Annotated in this window: 14 protein-coding genes and 3 pseudogenes; 5 read left to right on the top strand and 12 right to left on the bottom strand. The window is 36.3% G+C overall.

All coding sequences use genetic code 11. The annotated features are described in order from the left end of the window. Nucleotides 1-160 (top strand): helix-turn-helix domain-containing protein (locus B3E92_RS01745; RefSeq protein ID WP_286895100.1); only part of this gene is annotated, 160 nt, incomplete at its 5' end. Nucleotides 161-413: 253 nt separating this feature from the next. Here the strand turns inward: B3E92_RS01745 and B3E92_RS01740 are convergent. The 7 genes and pseudogenes from B3E92_RS01740 to B3E92_RS01710 form a co-directional block, all read right to left on the bottom strand. Then, nucleotides 414-773 carry a hypothetical protein gene (locus B3E92_RS01740; RefSeq protein ID WP_286895098.1) on the bottom strand — a complete coding sequence of 120 codons (360 nt, stop codon included), beginning with the start codon at nt 771-773 and terminating at the stop codon, nt 414-416. 433 nt (nt 774-1206) lie between these two features. Next, nucleotides 1207-3771, bottom strand: coding sequence for an excinuclease ABC subunit UvrA (gene uvrA, locus B3E92_RS01735; RefSeq protein ID WP_286895096.1), 2565 nt, complete (start codon nt 3769-3771; stop codon nt 1207-1209). A 17-nt stretch (nt 3772-3788) separates the two neighbouring features. Further along, nucleotides 3789-4621, bottom strand: a pseudogene (locus tag B3E92_RS01730) (bestrophin family protein). A gap of 211 nt (nt 4622-4832) precedes the next feature. Further along, the gene (locus B3E92_RS01725) at nt 4833-5984 is read right to left on the bottom strand and encodes an iron-containing alcohol dehydrogenase (RefSeq protein ID WP_286895094.1); all 1152 of its coding nucleotides are present in this window, start codon (nt 5982-5984) and stop codon (nt 4833-4835) included. A gap of 302 nt (nt 5985-6286) precedes the next feature. Continuing rightward, nucleotides 6287-7930 (bottom strand): annotated as a pseudogene (pgi, locus tag B3E92_RS01720) (glucose-6-phosphate isomerase). A 63-nt stretch (nt 7931-7993) separates the two neighbouring features. Beyond that, nucleotides 7994-8869 (bottom strand): AraC family transcriptional regulator, encoded by an 876-nt coding sequence (locus B3E92_RS01715; protein WP_286895093.1) that lies wholly within the window; start codon nt 8867-8869, stop codon nt 7994-7996. Nucleotides 8870-8890: 21 nt separating this feature from the next. Continuing rightward, nucleotides 8891-9349, bottom strand: coding sequence for a 6-phosphogluconolactonase (locus tag B3E92_RS01710; protein ID WP_286895092.1), 459 nt, complete (start codon nt 9347-9349; stop codon nt 8891-8893). Nucleotides 9350-9472: 123 nt separating this feature from the next. Here B3E92_RS01710 and B3E92_RS01705 point away from each other — a divergent pair, with 123 nt between their 5' ends. Further along, a complete protein-coding gene (locus B3E92_RS01705) occupies nt 9473-9928 on the top strand; it encodes a hypothetical protein (RefSeq protein ID WP_286895091.1) in 456 nt (151 codons plus the stop codon). Between the two features lie 219 nt (nt 9929-10147). Here B3E92_RS01705 and B3E92_RS01700 read toward each other — a convergent pair whose 3' ends face one another. The 3 genes from B3E92_RS01700 to B3E92_RS01695 all read right to left on the bottom strand — a co-directional run bounded on the left by B3E92_RS01700 (nt 10148) and on the right by B3E92_RS01695 (nt 12647). Further along, a complete protein-coding gene (locus tag B3E92_RS01700) occupies nt 10148-11011 on the bottom strand; it encodes an SDR family oxidoreductase (RefSeq protein WP_286895089.1) in 864 nt (287 codons plus the stop codon). Nucleotides 11012-11260: 249 nt separating this feature from the next. After that, nucleotides 11261-11629 carry an RNA 2'-phosphotransferase gene (locus B3E92_RS24320; protein ID WP_376781297.1) on the bottom strand — a complete coding sequence of 123 codons (369 nt, stop codon included), beginning with the start codon at nt 11627-11629 and terminating at the stop codon, nt 11261-11263. Continuing rightward, entirely contained in the window at nt 11556-12647 is a 1092-nt protein-coding gene (locus B3E92_RS01695) for a hypothetical protein (RefSeq protein WP_286895087.1), read from the bottom strand. The genes B3E92_RS24320 and B3E92_RS01695 overlap by 74 nt, the downstream gene beginning before the upstream one ends. A 382-nt stretch (nt 12648-13029) precedes the next feature. On the opposite strand from B3E92_RS01695, the gene B3E92_RS01690 reads away from it, so the two are divergent. From B3E92_RS01690 to B3E92_RS01680, 3 genes and pseudogenes are all read left to right on the top strand, one after another. Then, the gene (locus tag B3E92_RS01690; RefSeq protein WP_286895086.1) at nt 13030-13581 is read left to right on the top strand and encodes a hypothetical protein; all 552 of its coding nucleotides are present in this window, start codon (nt 13030-13032) and stop codon (nt 13579-13581) included. Between the two features lie 63 nt (nt 13582-13644). Continuing rightward, nucleotides 13645-14082 (top strand): annotated as a pseudogene (locus B3E92_RS01685) (DUF3885 domain-containing protein); the annotation flags it as partial. Nucleotides 14083-14239: 157 nt separating this feature from the next. Beyond that, entirely contained in the window at nt 14240-14674 is a 435-nt protein-coding gene (locus B3E92_RS01680) for a hypothetical protein (RefSeq protein ID WP_286895083.1), read from the top strand. Between the two features lie 245 nt (nt 14675-14919). On the opposite strand, the gene B3E92_RS01675 is transcribed toward B3E92_RS01680, so the two are convergent. Next, the gene (locus tag B3E92_RS01675) at nt 14920-15723 is read right to left on the bottom strand and encodes a hypothetical protein (protein WP_286895081.1); all 804 of its coding nucleotides are present in this window, start codon (nt 15721-15723) and stop codon (nt 14920-14922) included. A 622-nt stretch (nt 15724-16345) separates the two neighbouring features. Beyond that, nucleotides 16346-17155 (bottom strand): aminoglycoside phosphotransferase family protein, encoded by an 810-nt coding sequence (locus B3E92_RS01670; RefSeq protein WP_286895080.1) that lies wholly within the window; start codon nt 17153-17155, stop codon nt 16346-16348. Between the last annotated feature and the right edge of the window lie 263 nt (nt 17156-17418).

Genomic DNA, 17418 nt, shown 5'->3' with positions numbered 1-17418 from the left:
TGTACTTGGTAGGACGGATACGAATGAAGCACGGCATTTAATTGAAAGAAAAAACAAAAAACCATCAGCTATCTATCTCGATCTTGGTTTCGAGACCCTGTCCCATTTTTCTTCCGCCTTTAAGAAGAAATTTGGCAAAGCGCCGACTGTAGGTGGATAGTATTCCCAATCTTTTAATTGAATTATTAACTGCTACTTTTCAATCGGGAAATGTTAATACTTAAGCCCAATATACACTATATATTGCGGGCGAAGTGGTACAAAATACTGGTTTCGCTTTCCGATGTCCAGCATTTAGGATGACAACTTCTACATATATACGTTCCAGCTTAAGGGGGCACAAATAGATTCATGTATAGGCATTCGAAGAATTGGAAATGGTTATTTTAAGGAGCCTGTTCATGATTTAATATTTAAAAATAACCGATTAGTAAAAGAAGAATACATAGCCGAAGTATCCAAAAGTTTCTATGATAAAGATGGATTCTCAACGTTCGCTCTGTTATGAAGAAACGTTTATATAATACATCAATATCGGTTTTCTCAGGAGAAAGGCAGCCTGATTTTTGATACCCTTTTATTTCATGTATTTTTTCAGCGTTGATCATTTCAGAGAGATGGATCCGGCAATCTTGAGCCCTGCCATAGATCCTTAAAATTTTCTTGATCATCGGGAGGGGTGTCGTTTCGAGATCAATATTGTCCAGTGAAGGTAAATGCCATATCTTGATGAGTTCTTTTGCAAGTGATCGGCTCATGAAAAGCTTTTCCATATACGATAAGGAAACATTCCCCTTTAATGAAAAAGATAAAAATTTGAAAGGTAGAACAGAAGCCTCTCGCTGTATCCATTCTATGCGTAAGGAGATGTATAGGATAATATAACCATAAAAACTAAATAAAAATGGATTTGTGACTTCTTAGCGTAATATTCAAATGGTCAAAATTATCCAAATTGAATAATTGTCATCAGTTTTCGAATCTCGATGGTCAATGGTATCAAAATCTCCAATTATATGACTAAGAAAAATTAAAGGCTAAAAATAGGAGATCTTCTACATTTTTTAGCCTTTAACCTTTGTTATAAGGTTCTCAATTCTCAAATAGGACAAATTACATTTTACTTGCTAATATTAAAAAAGGATATTCAGAAAAAAACAGCAACATTACCTTTTATAGAGCATAGGTTCTACAGATAATATAAGTTTATACATAATCTGCCAAATACTTAGCTGTCTTACTTATCTTATTTTTTGCGACTTCTTCAGGAGTGCCTTCTGCTACAATTTGTCCCCCGTTGTCACCGGCTCCTGGTCCTAGGTCAATTACCCAGTCGCTGGCAGCAACCACATGCATATCATGTTCAATAGCGATAACCGTGTTTCCAGCCTCAACCAGAACATTCAATTGACCGATCAGTTTTTGCACATCTGACGGATGTAGTCCCGTTGTCGGCTCATCCAAAATATACAGTGTTTTACCTTTTTGTGTCCGTTGTAATTCTGAAGCCAATTTGATACGTTGTGCCTCACCACCTGATAGCTCTGTTGCAGGCTGCCCCAATCGAATATAACCTAAGCCCACCTGTTTCAGGACATCAAGGCTCTGACGTAATAATTTATCATGAATAAAGAAATCCCAGGCTTCATCTACAGTCATATCCAAAACCTCTGCAATATTTTTATTCTCATATTTTACCTCCAAAGTTTTTTCATTGTATCTTGCTCCTTTACACGTTGGACAAGGCGTATAAACACTGGGAAGAAACAATAATTCTACCATTACAAATCCTTCTCCTTTACAATGGGCACATCGTCCTTTGGCAACATTAAATGAGAATCGTCCTACATCATATCGACGACTCTTCGCGAGCGTTGTGTTTGAAAACAATTGACGTACCCGATCAAACAATCCCGTATAAGTTGCCAGATTTGATCTTGGTGTTCTTCCAATTGGTTTTTGGTCAACTCTTACCAAACGTTTAATGTATTGCATTCCGTCTGTAATTAGTCCTGAGGTATGAATAACCTGTTCTTCTGTGAGTTCAGGCTGTTCTTCTTTGTTTTCCTCCAGCTCCTGTCCAAGATAACCGGAAACAAGATCCACTAATGCCTGACTGACCAAACTACTTTTTCCAGAACCTGAAGTGCCGGTAATGCTGGTAAGCACACCTAAAGGAAATGATACATCTAAACTCTTGATATTATTTCTGTGCACATTATTTACATGTAACCATTGTTCGGGTTTTCTCAATATCTTTTTCGTGACTGGTTCAGGATTAATATAATGACGGGTCAAGGACCTTTCCACGGACTGCAAACCATCCAATGGACCACTATATAATATCTCACCCCCGTTGGTTCCTGCCTGTGGACCTACATCTACAACCCAGTCGCAATGTCTGATAATATCAACCTCATGCTCTACAATAAACATCGAATTGCCAGCATCTTTTAATTTTTTCAGTACAGAGAAAAGTGCCTCCGTATCTGCAGGATGTAATCCGGCAGAAGGCTCATCCAACACGTAGATTACCCCAAATAAATTAGAATGTACCTGAGTAGCTAACCTCAAACGCTGCAATTCACCCGGAGAAATGCTTGGAGTGCTCCTTTCTAATGACAGGTACCCTAAGCCAAGATCTATCATAATCTTAATCCTTGCAACAAGATCGATGGCAATGTTTTGGGCTACTATTGCTTTTTCCGGATGTTTATCTTTTTCTTTATCCAAGAATTTTCCTTGAGCATAAGGCATAAAAATATCCATTAGCTGGGATAATGATTGATTAGATAGTTCACCAATATCAAATCCTTCAAATTTCACTGATAAAGATTCTTTTTTCAACCTTTTCCCATGACATACAGGACATTCAGCATTCAACATATACTGTGATACCCTTCGTTTCATCAATTGGCTGTTAGTATTCGCAAAAGTCTGAAAGACATATCTTTTTGCACCGGTAAAGGTACCCATATAACTAGGAGGCAATTTCATCTGAACCGCTCTTTTTACCTCAGAAGCCGACAACCCAGAATAAACCGGAACTGTTGGTGTTTCATCTGTGAATAAGATCCATTCGCGGTCTTTTTTAGGTAAATCCTTCCAGGGCGTATCCACATCATACCCCAAGGTCATTAATATTTCACGAAGATTCTGTCCCTGCCAAGCGGATGGCCATGCAGCAACTGCTCTTTCCCGTATTGTCAATGAATCATCCGGAACCATTGATTTTTCCGTAACATCATAAATTCGTCCGATACCATGACATTTCGTACAGGCTCCTTCAGGTGTATTTGGAGAAAACCCTTCAGCATAAATAATAGGCTGATTTGAAGGATAATTTCCGGCGCGTGAATACAGCATTCTTAATAAATTGGAAATTGTTGTTACGCTTCCAACCGTAGAACGTACCGTGGTTCCACCCCTGCTCTGCTGCAGGGCAACCGCTGGAGGAAGTCCATGAATGGCATTCACATCGGGAACCGACATCTGATTAAATAGACGTCTGGCATATGGAGACACGGATTCGAGATATCTTCTTTGAGCTTCTGCATAGATAGTACCAAATGCCAGAGAGGATTTACCAGACCCTGAAATACCTGTAAAAACGACAAGTTTATTTCGTGGAATATCGACATCAACATTTTTGAGATTGTGTTCTTTCGCTCCCCTGACCTGCACAAAACCTATTGCATTCAGATCATTGGGAAGTTGATTTTCATGATCTGCTTTGTTAGATTCTTCTTTGATTTTACCGAAAATTTTCATAGAATAATGATTTAAGATTACATAAGATAAAACTTTTGGGGTTCAATTGGATCGGGTATTTCTTTTTCAGCTAATATTTGACGAATATTAATTACTATCGTTCGTAAAAGTGCAGACATTGATGTATCCGTAGGACCGTTACTGAATGGATCCTGCAATCTATGTGCAAGCATCTCCAAGAGAAAAAACATCATTGAGATCGAAATAAGAATAAAAATCTGTAGTACAATGTTTAGATGAAACGAAGATGACAAGCTTAAAAAGATAGAAAATAGATAGATGGAAATATGTAAAATCTGCCCAAAAGTGGGCGAAAAAATTGTATTCTTTATCCTTTCACTCTTACCCATAGAAACAACCAAATTATTTAGTGTGTTTTCTATCTGAAGTCGAGCCAGTTCATTGAGCAAATTTTTCTCATATAATTCCTTTACCAATTTCATCTGTAATTGACTAATGGCAAGGGGAATATTGGAATGCTTTCTGAATTCAGCTTTATCTTCTTCACTCAATTTCCCCTCTATTTTAGACCATACATCCTGCTTTCTCAAAGTCCTTTCCAAGGCATAAGTCCAGGCAATCTGATAATATGAAAGTTTCGTCAATTCTTCATTTTCAGCTCCCAAATAAAGTTGCAATCGCAGGATTAAAGTACGGCTATCATTTACAATGCCCCCCAAATGGTACGTGCCTCCCACCAACGGTTGTAAGATTGATTGACTTTATAAGATAAAAGAATCGAGATTGCAATACCCAAAGTCGCTGCTATCTGTATAGAAACACCAGGTGTATCGTCCGGTAAATAACGAGGTAACAAACCAAAAACAGTCCACAAAAAAGCAACAGCCATCAATGGGAATTTAATTTCATTCAAGAGAAATTTAAACGGAATTCTGCGGTTGATAATCATGATACTTATATTTTAAATTATAATTCAGGCCTCCAAGAAATAGGATTAAAACGCATTACACTCGTCCTGCTTCATTAAATATAGCATTAAACTTTCTAAGAGCAAAAAAAAACGGTTCATTCAGGAATGAACCGTTTTTTATTAAACTTAATTAATTCTGATAAATCTCACCTTCGTAAGAGGCGTTGTACAGATCTTTCAAGTCCTGAAGACTTGGTTTACGTGGATTGAAACCGGTACATGGATCTTCCAATGCATTTTTGGTAATGTAATCCAGATTTTTGTCCCAGTCTTCTTTAGAAATACCAAATGCTTTCAAGGATCCAATGTTGTTCACAGAAGCTCTCAGTTTCTCGATTTCCTGAGCCAATTCTTCGGCAGATTCTTTTCCCAAGATTTTAGCCAGATCAGGGTATCTAGTTGTTGCTACCTGATTATAACGGATCACATTTGGAAGAAATATTGCATTAGCAGCACCATGAGGTATACCATAAAGAGCACCCACCTGATGTGACAAAGAATGTACAATTCCCAACCAGGCATTATTGAATGCGAGACCTCCCATAAATGAAGCGTCGTGCATATTTTGACGGGCTTTAATATTGGTTGGATTGTTCACTGCTTCTTCCAGGTTTTGAAATACAATCTCTAAACCACCTTTTGCCAAAACATCTGCATAGTTGTCTTCAATATTGGAAACATATGCTTCAACACAGTGTGTTAATGCATCCAAACCTGTATTTGATGTAATATGTGCCGGCATTGATGCGCAGATTTCACCATCTACAATTGCAATATCCGGAGTCAGTTCATAAGATACGATCGGATATTTAACACCCTTTTCTCTGTCGGTAATTACAGCTAATCCTGTTGTCTCAGTCCCTGTACCACTTGTAGAAGGAATCGCTACAAATTTTGCTTTCTGACGTAAAGTAGGTACACTAAATGGTTTTGTCATGGCTTCAAAATCAGCGTCTGGGTGTTCATAGAATACCCACATCATTTTTGCAGCATCAATAGCCGAACAGCCACCAAGCCCAATAATCCATTCCGGTTGAAAATCACGCATTACAGCAGCACCTTGAAGACTTGTAGCAGATGAAGGATCCTCTTCAACTCCGTCAAAAACGATAGTTTCTAATCCGGCTTCCACCAGATAAGCCAATGCACGGTCTAATGTCCCGCTTCTTTTCATAGATTGCCCACCAGTCACAATAATTGCTTTTTTTCCAGACAGGTTTTTCAATTCTGATAAACTTCCAGCTCCGTGAAAAACTTCGCCGGCAACAAATAACTTACTCATATTTTTTTGTTTTAAATTTCTATTACAAAGGTACTGTGCGCAAGATCGAAGATGTTATACATTGTCTACTATGTGATATACATTTGATCCTTTCCAAACTGAACAAATGAAATAGACTTTCTTCTGTGAAATATTTTTGATAGAGGTTCTTAAAAAAGCTTCATATTAAACCACGTCTAACGATATACATTTGTAATAAACTAATACCGTCTATTTTGGACCTAAAAATCAAAAAGGCAGCAGAGAAATCTTCTGTTGCCAACCTTAACTGTATTTTATTTAGGTGAATAATCAGTTCTAAATTAACGCCATAGTTTATACTGATTAATGAGTCCATTGGTTGATGAATCATGGCCTTCAACCGGGGTATCTTTATCAAGTTCAGGTAGAATATTATTGGCCAGCTGTTTTCCCAATTCAACTCCCCATTGATCAAAGCTGAAAATATTCCAGATTACACCCTGTACAAAGATTTTATGTTCGTAAAGCGCAATCAATTTCCCCAGGGACCTAGGAGTAATTTTTTCTACCAAAATTGAATTTGTAGGACGATTTCCCTGAAAAACTTTATATTTTTTTTGCTGATCGATTTCTTCTTCAGATTTTCCGGCAGCTTTCAATTCAGCAATAACTTCTTCCCCTGATTTTCCATTCATCAGTGCTTCGGTCTGTGCAAAGAAATTGGAAAGTAATATTTTGTGATGCTGGCCAAGTGGATTTAAACTTTGAGCCGGTGCTATAAAATCTGAAGGGATCAACTTTGTGCCCTGATGAAGTAATTGGTAAAATGCGTGCTGACCATTGGTACCGGGCTCCCCCCATACGATAGGCCCTGTTTGATAATCCACCGTGTTTCCATTACGATCAACATATTTACCATTGCTTTCCATATCACCCTGTTGGAAATAAGCAGCGAAACGATGCATATACTGATCGTAAGGAAATATCCCCAATGTTTCAGCACCGTAAAAATTAATATACCATACACCCAGTAAAGCCATGATAACCGGTATATTTTGGCCAAATGAATTGTATCGAAAATGTTGATCTGCTTCATGAGCGCCTTCCAATAGTACTTTGAAATTATTAAAACATATTCCAAGACTGATAGACAAACCAATTGCTGACCACAATGAATATCTTCCACCGACCCAATCCCAGAAAACAAACATATTCTTAGGATTGATTCCGAATTTTTTTACCTCTGATTCATTGGTACTCAATGCCACAAAGTGTTTTTCTATATCTTGAATTTGGCCATCGGCATCCATGAACCATGTACGGGCAGTATGCGCATTCGTCATAGTTTCCTGGGTTGTAAAAGTCTTGGAGGCAATAAGGAACAGTGTTGTTTCGGGATTCACAATTTTCAATACCTCTGAGAGATTTGTGCCGTCTACATTTGAAACAAAATGCATATTCAAATGTGTCTTATATGCTTTTAATGCTTCGGTGACCATTACCGGACCTAGATCCGAGCCACCTATACCGATATTGACAACGTCTGTAATTTCCTTACCGGTATCCTTTCCATGTGCCTGAAAGTACATCTTCAGTAAAGGTTTTGATCTGCTCAAGCACTTCATGAACTTGTGGAATAACGTTCGTTCCATTGACAAGAACAACTGCATCTTTTGGCTGGCGTAATGCTGTATGCAATACAGGTCTGCCTTCTGTAGCGTTAATTTTATCACCGGAAAACATCTTCTCAATCGCTTCCGGTAATTTGACTTCAATTGCCAATTCAAACAATAGATCAAGAGTTTCCGCTGTAATTCTATTTTTTGAATAATCAAACAGAATATCATTCCAAAGAATGGAAAAAGAAGAAAAACGCTTAGGATCTTTCAAGAATAAATCCTGGATCTGCACTTGTCCTGTTTCCTCAAAATGTGCGGCAAGCTTCTGAAAAGCCTGTGTATTTTTAATTTGACTGTTGGTAACATATACTTAAAATTTATAGTACAAACCTACTTCAATTCATACCTGTATTTGCTACCAAGTCAAGTCTATGTCTTATACATTTGCGCCAGTTGTTGCTGTAGGTTTGTTGGCGTTTCATCCAATTTTGCCCGGACAAATTTATTCAGGGCCGCGGGGGAATTAAATCCTAGCTCAAATGCAATCTCTTTATGCGAATAATTGGAAAGCAGTAGCAGTTGCTTGATCTCATTCATAATTCTTGCGTGAATGGTTTCTATAGAGGTCAATCCCGCTGTCTTTTTCGTTATTTCATTTAATTTTTTTGGTGAAATCAATAGTTTTTCCGCATACCAACTAACGGTTCGTTCCGTTTTATAATGTCGCTCCAATAACTCCAAAAATCTTCCATAAAGCTTGGTGTCTTCATTTGTTAGTTTATCTTTATCCCATTTTGTATGAACAAATTCAACCAGCTTCAACAATGTTATTTTTATATAGAATCGGGCTTGTTCTTTCTTGACAGAAGTAAGATCATGATATAATTTTTCAATCTGTTCCAATAACAATTGTACCTCATTTGTTTCCGCTAAAGGCAATTCAATATGATTGAGTTTAACCGAAATATTATGATTGTAAATGCTTAATTCGTTCTTTAGAATATCTGAACAAAACAATACCTCATCAAATAAAATCATTTTGCCTTCAAAATTGTCGCTGATCTGCTCTTTTGATGACAGCTGACCGGGAAATATAACACAGATACTATTCTCAGTGACATCGTATCTCCTATCTTCGACTTGCATTTTCATCTTTCCTTTCTTAACGAATAAAAGACAGAAGTGGTCTTTTGTATGGGGTTCCCGATATTGGTCCAACCCCTCTTTATCTAAATCAAAAATATGAAAGGGCGTGATGGCCCTTTCAGAATTATGCTGTATGTCTTTTAGATGATGTGTAATCATAATCATTAACTACTTATAAAATTAAACATTACCGTTCAAATATTTTGCGGCATTTTCATCAACCAAAAATAAAAGTTCTCCTTTAGTAGGAACCAATAATTGTGAAGGATAAAGTGCGACATCATCCTCCCCTTCAAGAACCTCTTTCAATGCACCTGACTTACCTTCACCAAAAGTAATAACAACTATCTTTTTAGCTTTATTTAAAAATGGTGCAGTTAGGGTGATCCTATACATTTGTTGCGCTTTAAGATAATAAGCTGAAACCCACTTTTCTTTTTCTTCAATTACTTTGGTTCCCGGAAACAATGACACGGTATGTCCATCCCCTCCCATTCCTAGAAGGATGAGATCCATTACGCCCTCATCTCCCAGTTTTTCTTCCAATAGTGTATTATACAAAATGCCAAAAATTTCCGGCTTTACTCCTTCTTTATACATTGGAAATACATTGGATGACAAAGTGTAGATTTCGGACATCAGGGCCATGCAATTCCGACGCAAATTGACCACTATAAATAGGAACCATAAAATAAGCAAAAATGGATTTTAAACTTCTCAGCATAATATTTTAATGGTCAAAATTTTCCGAATTGAATGGTCATGAATTTTCGAATTCGGATGGTCAGCAGTATCGAAATCTCCACTTGTGATAGAATTGATTCAAGATTAAGTGTAATCAATAAAACAGATAAAGATATTTGCGTTTACCTTACAAAGGATTCCTCCACCAATAATGCTAAAATATATTTTAGTGAATATGGTAAAGTTGATAAACAGCTGAGACAATATTATTTTATTAAACCGAACGATTCAACCCACTTCTCTGTTATGGATGATTGGGACTCTCCTTCGAATTATAGATTTAATGATGATAGCATGATATTTGTCTTTTCAGTTGATTCTATACAGTTAAAAACAGAAATGTTGGATAAACATCCACAAACTATTATTCGGAAATTTGAAATAGCCCAAAAGACATTAATCGATAACAATTGGCGTTTTGAAATCAAGTCCCCCCCCACGAAGAACATCCAGCAAAGGATGATAGTTTGGTGATAAAAGTTGAGGCAAAACACAATAATCACCTACAAATAAACCACTTATTAATTCACCAAAATAGTTAAGACTGTAAAGTTAAATTTGTTCACAAATTTAATTGGCTCAAGCCATTCATCCATTGGCGGGACAGTCACCCCATATTAGAGAACATTTTGAAAAACTGAAAACCATATGTCGATAGACGACTTGCAGATCTGATTGTGACTTATTCGGTGGCTAACCATTGACGACTTCGCCACCATTGGGATGTAAAACTTGACCGCTCATAAAATGTGAATCTTTGCTAGCTAGAAATAGAAAGCTTGGTGCAATTTCATTTGGCATTCCTGCCCTTCCCATTGGGGAGTCGCTTCCAAATTCGGAGTTTTTTTTAGGATCAAATGAAGATGCTATCAATGGAGTCCATACTGGACCGGGCGCAACAGCATTGACCCTAATTCCTTTATCCATAAGATTTGCTGACAAGCTTCGTGTAAAAGAAATTATTGCACCTTTTGTTGCAGAATAATCGATCAACTTTGGACTGCCTCGATATGCAGTCACCGAGGATGTATTAATGATACTTGCCCCCTTCTTAAGATAAGGCATGGCATACTTCGTAATCCAGAAATAGGAATAGAAATTATTCTGAAAAGTCTTGTCTAACTGTTCCGTGGTAATTTTTTCAATTGATTCTGTTTCCCAATGCAGCCCCGCGTTATTAACGATAATATCAACTTTCTTATGCGTTTTTATCGTAAATTCAATTACTTTTTTACAGTGATTTTCTTTTCCCAAATCACCTTTAATCAGCGTACATTTTCTTGAGAAGGATTCAACCTCTTTCTGGGTTTGTTTTGCATCTTTTGTTTCACTAAGATAGGCAATAACAATATCAGCTCCCTCCTTCGCAAATAACAAAGCTACAGCTTTCCCAATGCCACTATCTCCTCCCGTAATTAATGCTACCTTATTTTTCAATTTTCCTTCTGCAGGATACTTTAACGGCGAAGTGTCAGGAACTGGTGTCATATTTATTTCTAATCCGGGTCGCTTTTGCTTTTGCAACGGTCGAATCTTTTTACTTGCTGCTTTTTTCATACCATTTTTTAAAATAATGACAGACATAGCTGATTTCCAAAATGTGTAAGGGTCAGTGCAAATGGCAAAGTCCTAAAGTTTCGGTAATCTTTTATAACCTTTATTGATAAATGGAGGTAATCGGCATTTTGCGAAAGAGTTTAACCGATTCATCCATAAAGTGAACAAAGCTAAAGTCTGAAAGGTTTGGCAGCTATCTACATTTGCGCTATCGTTTTTGCCTTATCTTCAATTAAAGCCTTCTCATACTTAAATACAAAACCCGGTGGTCAATAATCCCTGGTCACCTGTAAGTCGTTTTTGATTTGTGTAGCCTAATTCAAATTCTACTGAATATCCTTGACTTGCTCCTATCTTATCAAGTGTATCATTAAATGCAAATCTCTTTTTAGAATTTGTTGCTACAATGTGGTTAAGAGTCTCCCTGTCTAATTTTATTCCTGAGTCGTTTGATTTTTCAATTAAGTTATTTACATCAGTGCACCTATGTTGGTCAAGCGATAAACAATATGCGCTTACTAGACAAGAGTCTTCGCGGATTCTTCTAATATTCAGAGCCGAATAATTTCTTCCACCACGTCCGCCTTGATTTGGGCGAGCTGTTGTTAGGTGCAGCAATTTTTCCCTCTTTCATTATTTCTGTCACGTCCAAAATTAAACCTTCCACCATCGGAGAAAAGTTTCTGTACTTTTTATGCTGAACTTTTATAATATAATATGAGTTCTTAGATGTCTCTTCTAATGAGTTGTTTGTTCTAATAATTATTCTGCAAAGTTGTTCAATACAATCTCGTACAATATTGCTGTTATCTGTTGCTTTTATTATGCTCTCAAGGATTTCAAAAGCTCTGGTATTTTCACCGGTCTCAACATATAACGCTGCCAATTGTTGATAGTAGATTTCGGTTAGAAAATCTTTATCATTTTTTTTGAGTGTCAATTTAAACGCTTCAATCTCTAAAGCCTTGTCGTTTGTATATTTCGCGTATGTCCTATATAAACTTAGTTCTTCATAAGTCCACGCTCTTTCTTGATTGATCCATTCGGGTAGTTTCTTCAAAAATAGTTCCCGTTCATTTGTCGAATAGAGAAAATACAGCTCGTCTTGAATTGGTAACTTGTAACTTCTGAAATAGGACTTTTTGTATTCTTTCCAATCGTCAATGTCTACTTGCGAATAAATACAACTTTCTTCAGCTTCTCCAATATACTTTAACAGTTCAGTTTTCTTTGGGTTGTCCGCTGTTTTTAAATATCGGTAAGTTTCTTTAATTCCTGCCGAAACCAAATATTCGCTATCAAATCCGATTCCGCTGTCAAAATCAATATTTTTAGCTTCAAAGAACAACCAAACAATTTCTGATGAATTGAAAAGTGTCAGTATGAAGGCACAGAAATATAAATTATCAACTTCACCGCCCTTTCCATATTTTCGCCATTCCTTCTCTTCTGCAAAAAGAAATTTTACGATTTCATAGTCTGTCTGTTTAAGGTCATTGTAAATCGCAATATTGAGTCTTAATCGGTCAAAGTGTTTTGAATCTATAGCGTCTTTGTCAAAGCGATAATTGTCCAAGAGTTTTGGGTTCTGTCGGACTAATTCGAGTTCAGCTTTATAATTTTCTACTACTGTCACGGTGTCTTGGTATTATTATACATAGCTCTCAAATATACGCAATTCAACAAATTAGAAAATAAATGCTTTGTGGAAATTTCGGGCATTGAGACCTCTCGCTTCTATTTTAGTTCGGTCAGAATTGCCTAAATTGAATGGTCATCAGTTTTCGAAACGGATAATCAACGGTATCCAAATCTCCAATTAAGGAAAGATCATTACCCATCAAGTGGCAGAAGTGACACATACTTTGCACTATAGGTTCGGGTGGCTTTCTCAAATTTTCAGCTCTTCATAAAATTACATATATTGGATTTTAAAATAAAGGATATTCATAGTATAGTTGAATGGCAAAAGAAATTAAACGATGACCTGACGGTTGTAAGACCCATATTTAGTCAGCATGGAAAAAGATAACAATGAAGGAAGAAGCATCATTAAGGGAAGTGGTATGCTTCATGTCAATTGGGGTGATGAAAAAAATGGATCAGTACTATTTTTTCAAGGAGAAACGATCTTATTAGGAATTTATAATATCCCCTTTTGCCTTATAACCACGGTTAAATTTGACAAAAATACCTTGCCAAACGAACATGTGAAAAGCCTTTACCTGCTTGAAAGACTATTTTTAACAGGTGATTACAGTAGTAGAAGGGTAAAAGAAAATAGTCCTTATGAGATCCCGCTGTGGATAAATGATCTTGAAAATCTGAGTTTGTTGTATTTGGATCATTTTGATTTAATTGGTTTGACCAACCTAAGAATACAAAACCTAAAGACACTGGTTCTTAAAAATGCTCATGTTATTGATATTCCCAATCTTCTAATTGAATTATTAACTTTTAAAAACTTATCACATATTGCATATGATGAATCATGTATTCCATTAATCGACCAATTCAGAAAGTATCATATCGGAGTGATTACTTTTGAGCTCTTAGATAATTCGCGCTAAATTTATTAATCAATCCAAAAACTCTTTCTAATATTAGATGCAAGGTGATAAGTTTTTCTAGTTTTAATGGACTACAAATACAAACGCAGGAAAATTCGATTTTCGAACTTTATATTTAAACAAATTCAGAATCTCCATGCAGATGAAATATTTTTTCTGAAAGAAATAGGGCATTATGATCCCCGCGATAAATCTGATATCGGTATTATTAAACTGACTTCAGGCAGAATAAATCATAAGGCCGTATTATTGGCAATTGCAAATCAGGACTTTCCTTCAAGATTCCCGAGGTTAGAGAATAATCACATAATTTCGAATAAAGAGATTTACTTTATAAATATCAATAAAAAACTTATTTTAAATATGTACGACGACAGAGGTCTTGATGTTGTCGCCACTGATATTGAAGCACTGCGACCAATTTACGAAAAACATAGAGACTGGATCCTTGACTGTGACAGGGAGCAAATAGAAAAGCTCTTCAGTACTATCTCCCAATGATACGAAGATAGATGGAACGCCAGACAAGCCATCAATGGCGGAATAAAGTTGAAGAAGTATTTGGACGATAATGATAATAGGCAATCTGACAATGTTTAGGGAGTACAAATAAACCGTAGCATGAAATTCTTAAATCATTCATTTTAACGCTAGCTTTATGGGAACTAATGGAACAACAGTAGTAATTTCTCACCATATCAGAGAAGGAAGGGATCATGATTATGAGCGATGGCTGAATGAGATAGGACCGCTTTGTAGAAATGCAAGAGGACTTATCGACTGGCTGATCATTCGTCCGATTCAGGGGCTAACTTACCTGTATACAGTCATCATTCGGTTTGATACGATAAGTAATTTGAAACACTGGATGCAATCCGACGATAGAAAACAATTGATTGAAAAAATCCGTCCCCTTTTGGCGAAAGATGATAATTATTACATTAAAACGGGGCTTGATTTTTTATTTACTTCAGAAAATAGCACGATGAAGCCTCCGGTGCGCTGGAAGCAATTTTTGGTAACATGGTCGGCTATTTATCCTTTATCAATAGTAATTCCGAAAATTTTGCTTCCTATATTAAAAAGGCTATGATTCCCTTCCATCCGGTTGGTTGATTCACTGTTTATATCTTGCGCTGTCGTTGCATTAATGGTCTATGTCATTATGCCTAACTATACGAAATGGATAAAAAAATGGCTTTATCGGTAAATTAAAATGATAGAAGATTTATTATAGGAAACGACCCCCAGCTTTATAAATTCTGCACTCATAAAACAATTACTTTGTGGTATTAAATATTGTGAGAAAATTCAGTATTTATGAAACTGCAAAAAACTTTATCTGTTTTCATAATAATCTGTACGACGGTAATAATGAATGGTCGAATTAGATTTTTTCATCCTGTTATTATAGTCTTTTTTAAACAGAAACGCTATAATTACAATAAATACGAACAATGATAAATAGACAAATAATATATCGCATAGCCAAGATCCTTGCAGATAAAAAGAATCGTCTGCAAGAAAAAACTTTTGCTGTTCAATATTTTGTGGATTGTAAAACAATATGTATTCCTTATCGGATATTTTTCTCTTTGCTCTGTCAAACAGTTCAGTCCGCATCTCTTCAAAACGTCGCTGGCCCATAACAGGTAAAAATGCATAGCGCTTTTCCGCCTTATCTAATTTCCGCAAATACAGCTGTCCGTTCGCAGTATACCGGTATTCGATACTTAAATACGCATATTTTGTCTTTCCTCTTTGTATTTTAGACTCGAAGTTTATAATAGCGGGTGCTGTAGCAGCCCAGCTCGGATGCGTCAGCGCAAACTCTTTACGTTCCAAAGATGGACTTACAGAAAAAAGGGAAATTATTAAAATATAAACTGCTACCAATAGGATCCCAAACGCCACGCGCTTGCCACCTTGCATCGTTATGCGTTTTCCATTCACATCATAGCGGATTTCCCGACCATGTCTGTTACCTAATTTGCTAAGGACTATTTTTTGTAAAAGGAAATAAAGCAAAGAAGAGCATACCAGCGCATAAATAAAATAACGGTAACTATTACCCCAAAAAACGATGACAACGATGAAGGCAGCAACCACCAACCGTTGAAGAAATTTTCCAATTGATTTCATAAGACTTTGTTCAGATTTAAGCACCAAGCATAGTAATAACTTTTATAGTTTATTCCATTACAGTTCCCAATTATTCAAGAATAAAAATAAGGTATTGACAATATCCATAGCCCCCTATTTAAAATCCGTGAGCAGAAAATTATGATTCGCTGTACAGTGGTAAATTTTTGTAACCTGGATCAAGAAGCGGAAGTACCACTTCCTTTTTATCATACTGAAAATTACAGCAAAAGCTTATCGAATGAAATTACCTTGTCCATTCAAACTTTAGCGCGAGACAATCTTTTTTCGTTCATAAATATTCAGAAAGACTTTAACGGTTATGTTTTTATTCAGGAAAGTGTCTCTCAATCAATTTTAAACCAACCCCAATTGGAGAGCAATTTAAAAGAATTCGGTGGTGAATTACTAATTTTCAAAAGAAGGAAAAGCATTTCAGATTATCGGATTTCACTGCATAGATCATCCGAGGCATCTCTGCTGGGTTCCAGAGTGTGTTATGATAAACGTTGAAGACGCAATGAGGGTCATCCAAATATTGAGTCAGTCAATAGAAATTTTAGCGATGAGTCCCAGAAAAATACATTGTTTTTTATCTTTATAAGACGCCAATAATCATAATCTATTTTTTCACTGACAACGCAATTTTGGCTAGTTGTATCGGTAAACTGGCGTCCAGATGATCTTCCTCTATCCAGATTGCTGATAAGCCTACCCATGCGATTACCCAGTCTAGCATTCTATGGAAATCAATATTGGTCTCTTGGCCAATTACCTCAATTTGTCTAACTAGTCGATCTTTATCTAAAGCGACTTCTTTATAAGGGTTACACAGTATGTTTGCAAAGTCGAAGGCTCTATCGCCATATAATGCTTTTGGATCTATTGCTAACCAACCGTTAACATCCGAATAAAGGATGTTTTCATGGTGAAAATCTCCGTGAAGCACACAGAGTTCAGTTTGGTTAGAAAGTAATCTATTTGCTACTAAAGCAGACTCTTTTAAAATTTCATCGGAGAAATTTATTTCGTTTAAAAGTGGGGCAAACCAATCCATTAGAGAAATTAAAGGGGGTAATTCTTTTCCTTGAGAACTATGGAGCTTATTAGCGGTCTGGCAAATGATACGAGTTGCTTCGTTGTCTTGGCCCTGCTTTACTAAATTTATCAATGATACATTATTTTCATTTTCTATTCTCTCGAGTAGAATGGCTTTAGAATCTACTTTTAAAACTTTGGCTGCGGCTTTACCATCCCACCACTGCAAAAGTTTTGACGCACGAAGTTCTTCTTCTATAAATGGAATTTTGAGCATTGCTTTTAATCCGTCATAAACACAGGGTTGTAATAAGCTTGAATTTGTTCTAAAACTTGCTCCTTCTCGTGTAAGATTCCATTTTTTGATATATAACGCTAGTATTGGTTCAGTCATTTAATGGTTTTATAAAATTTACATCCTTGACTTTAATTGCCTTAAGATATTAGCAAAGAAGTAAATTACACAAAACCATTCGAATCATAAGCGCCCAGTGTAAGAAATTGTAAGTACAAATAAATGTAACATGGTTTTTTGTGCATTCTTTTTTCATATATTTAGTTGATATTCTCATAGAAATAAACGAAAGTAAGCGATATGGATACAGGATAATGTAGATATCCCCTATCAATTAGAAAAGTCCAACTGTAGCTTTAGGA

This window comes from Sphingobacterium sp. UBA6317 (genome assembly GCF_002440385.1).
Classification (GTDB): domain Bacteria; phylum Bacteroidota; class Bacteroidia; order Sphingobacteriales; family Sphingobacteriaceae; genus Sphingobacterium; species Sphingobacterium multivorum.
Note: the sequence above shows the minus strand (reverse complement) of the source record. Positions and strands in the feature narration are given on the sequence as shown.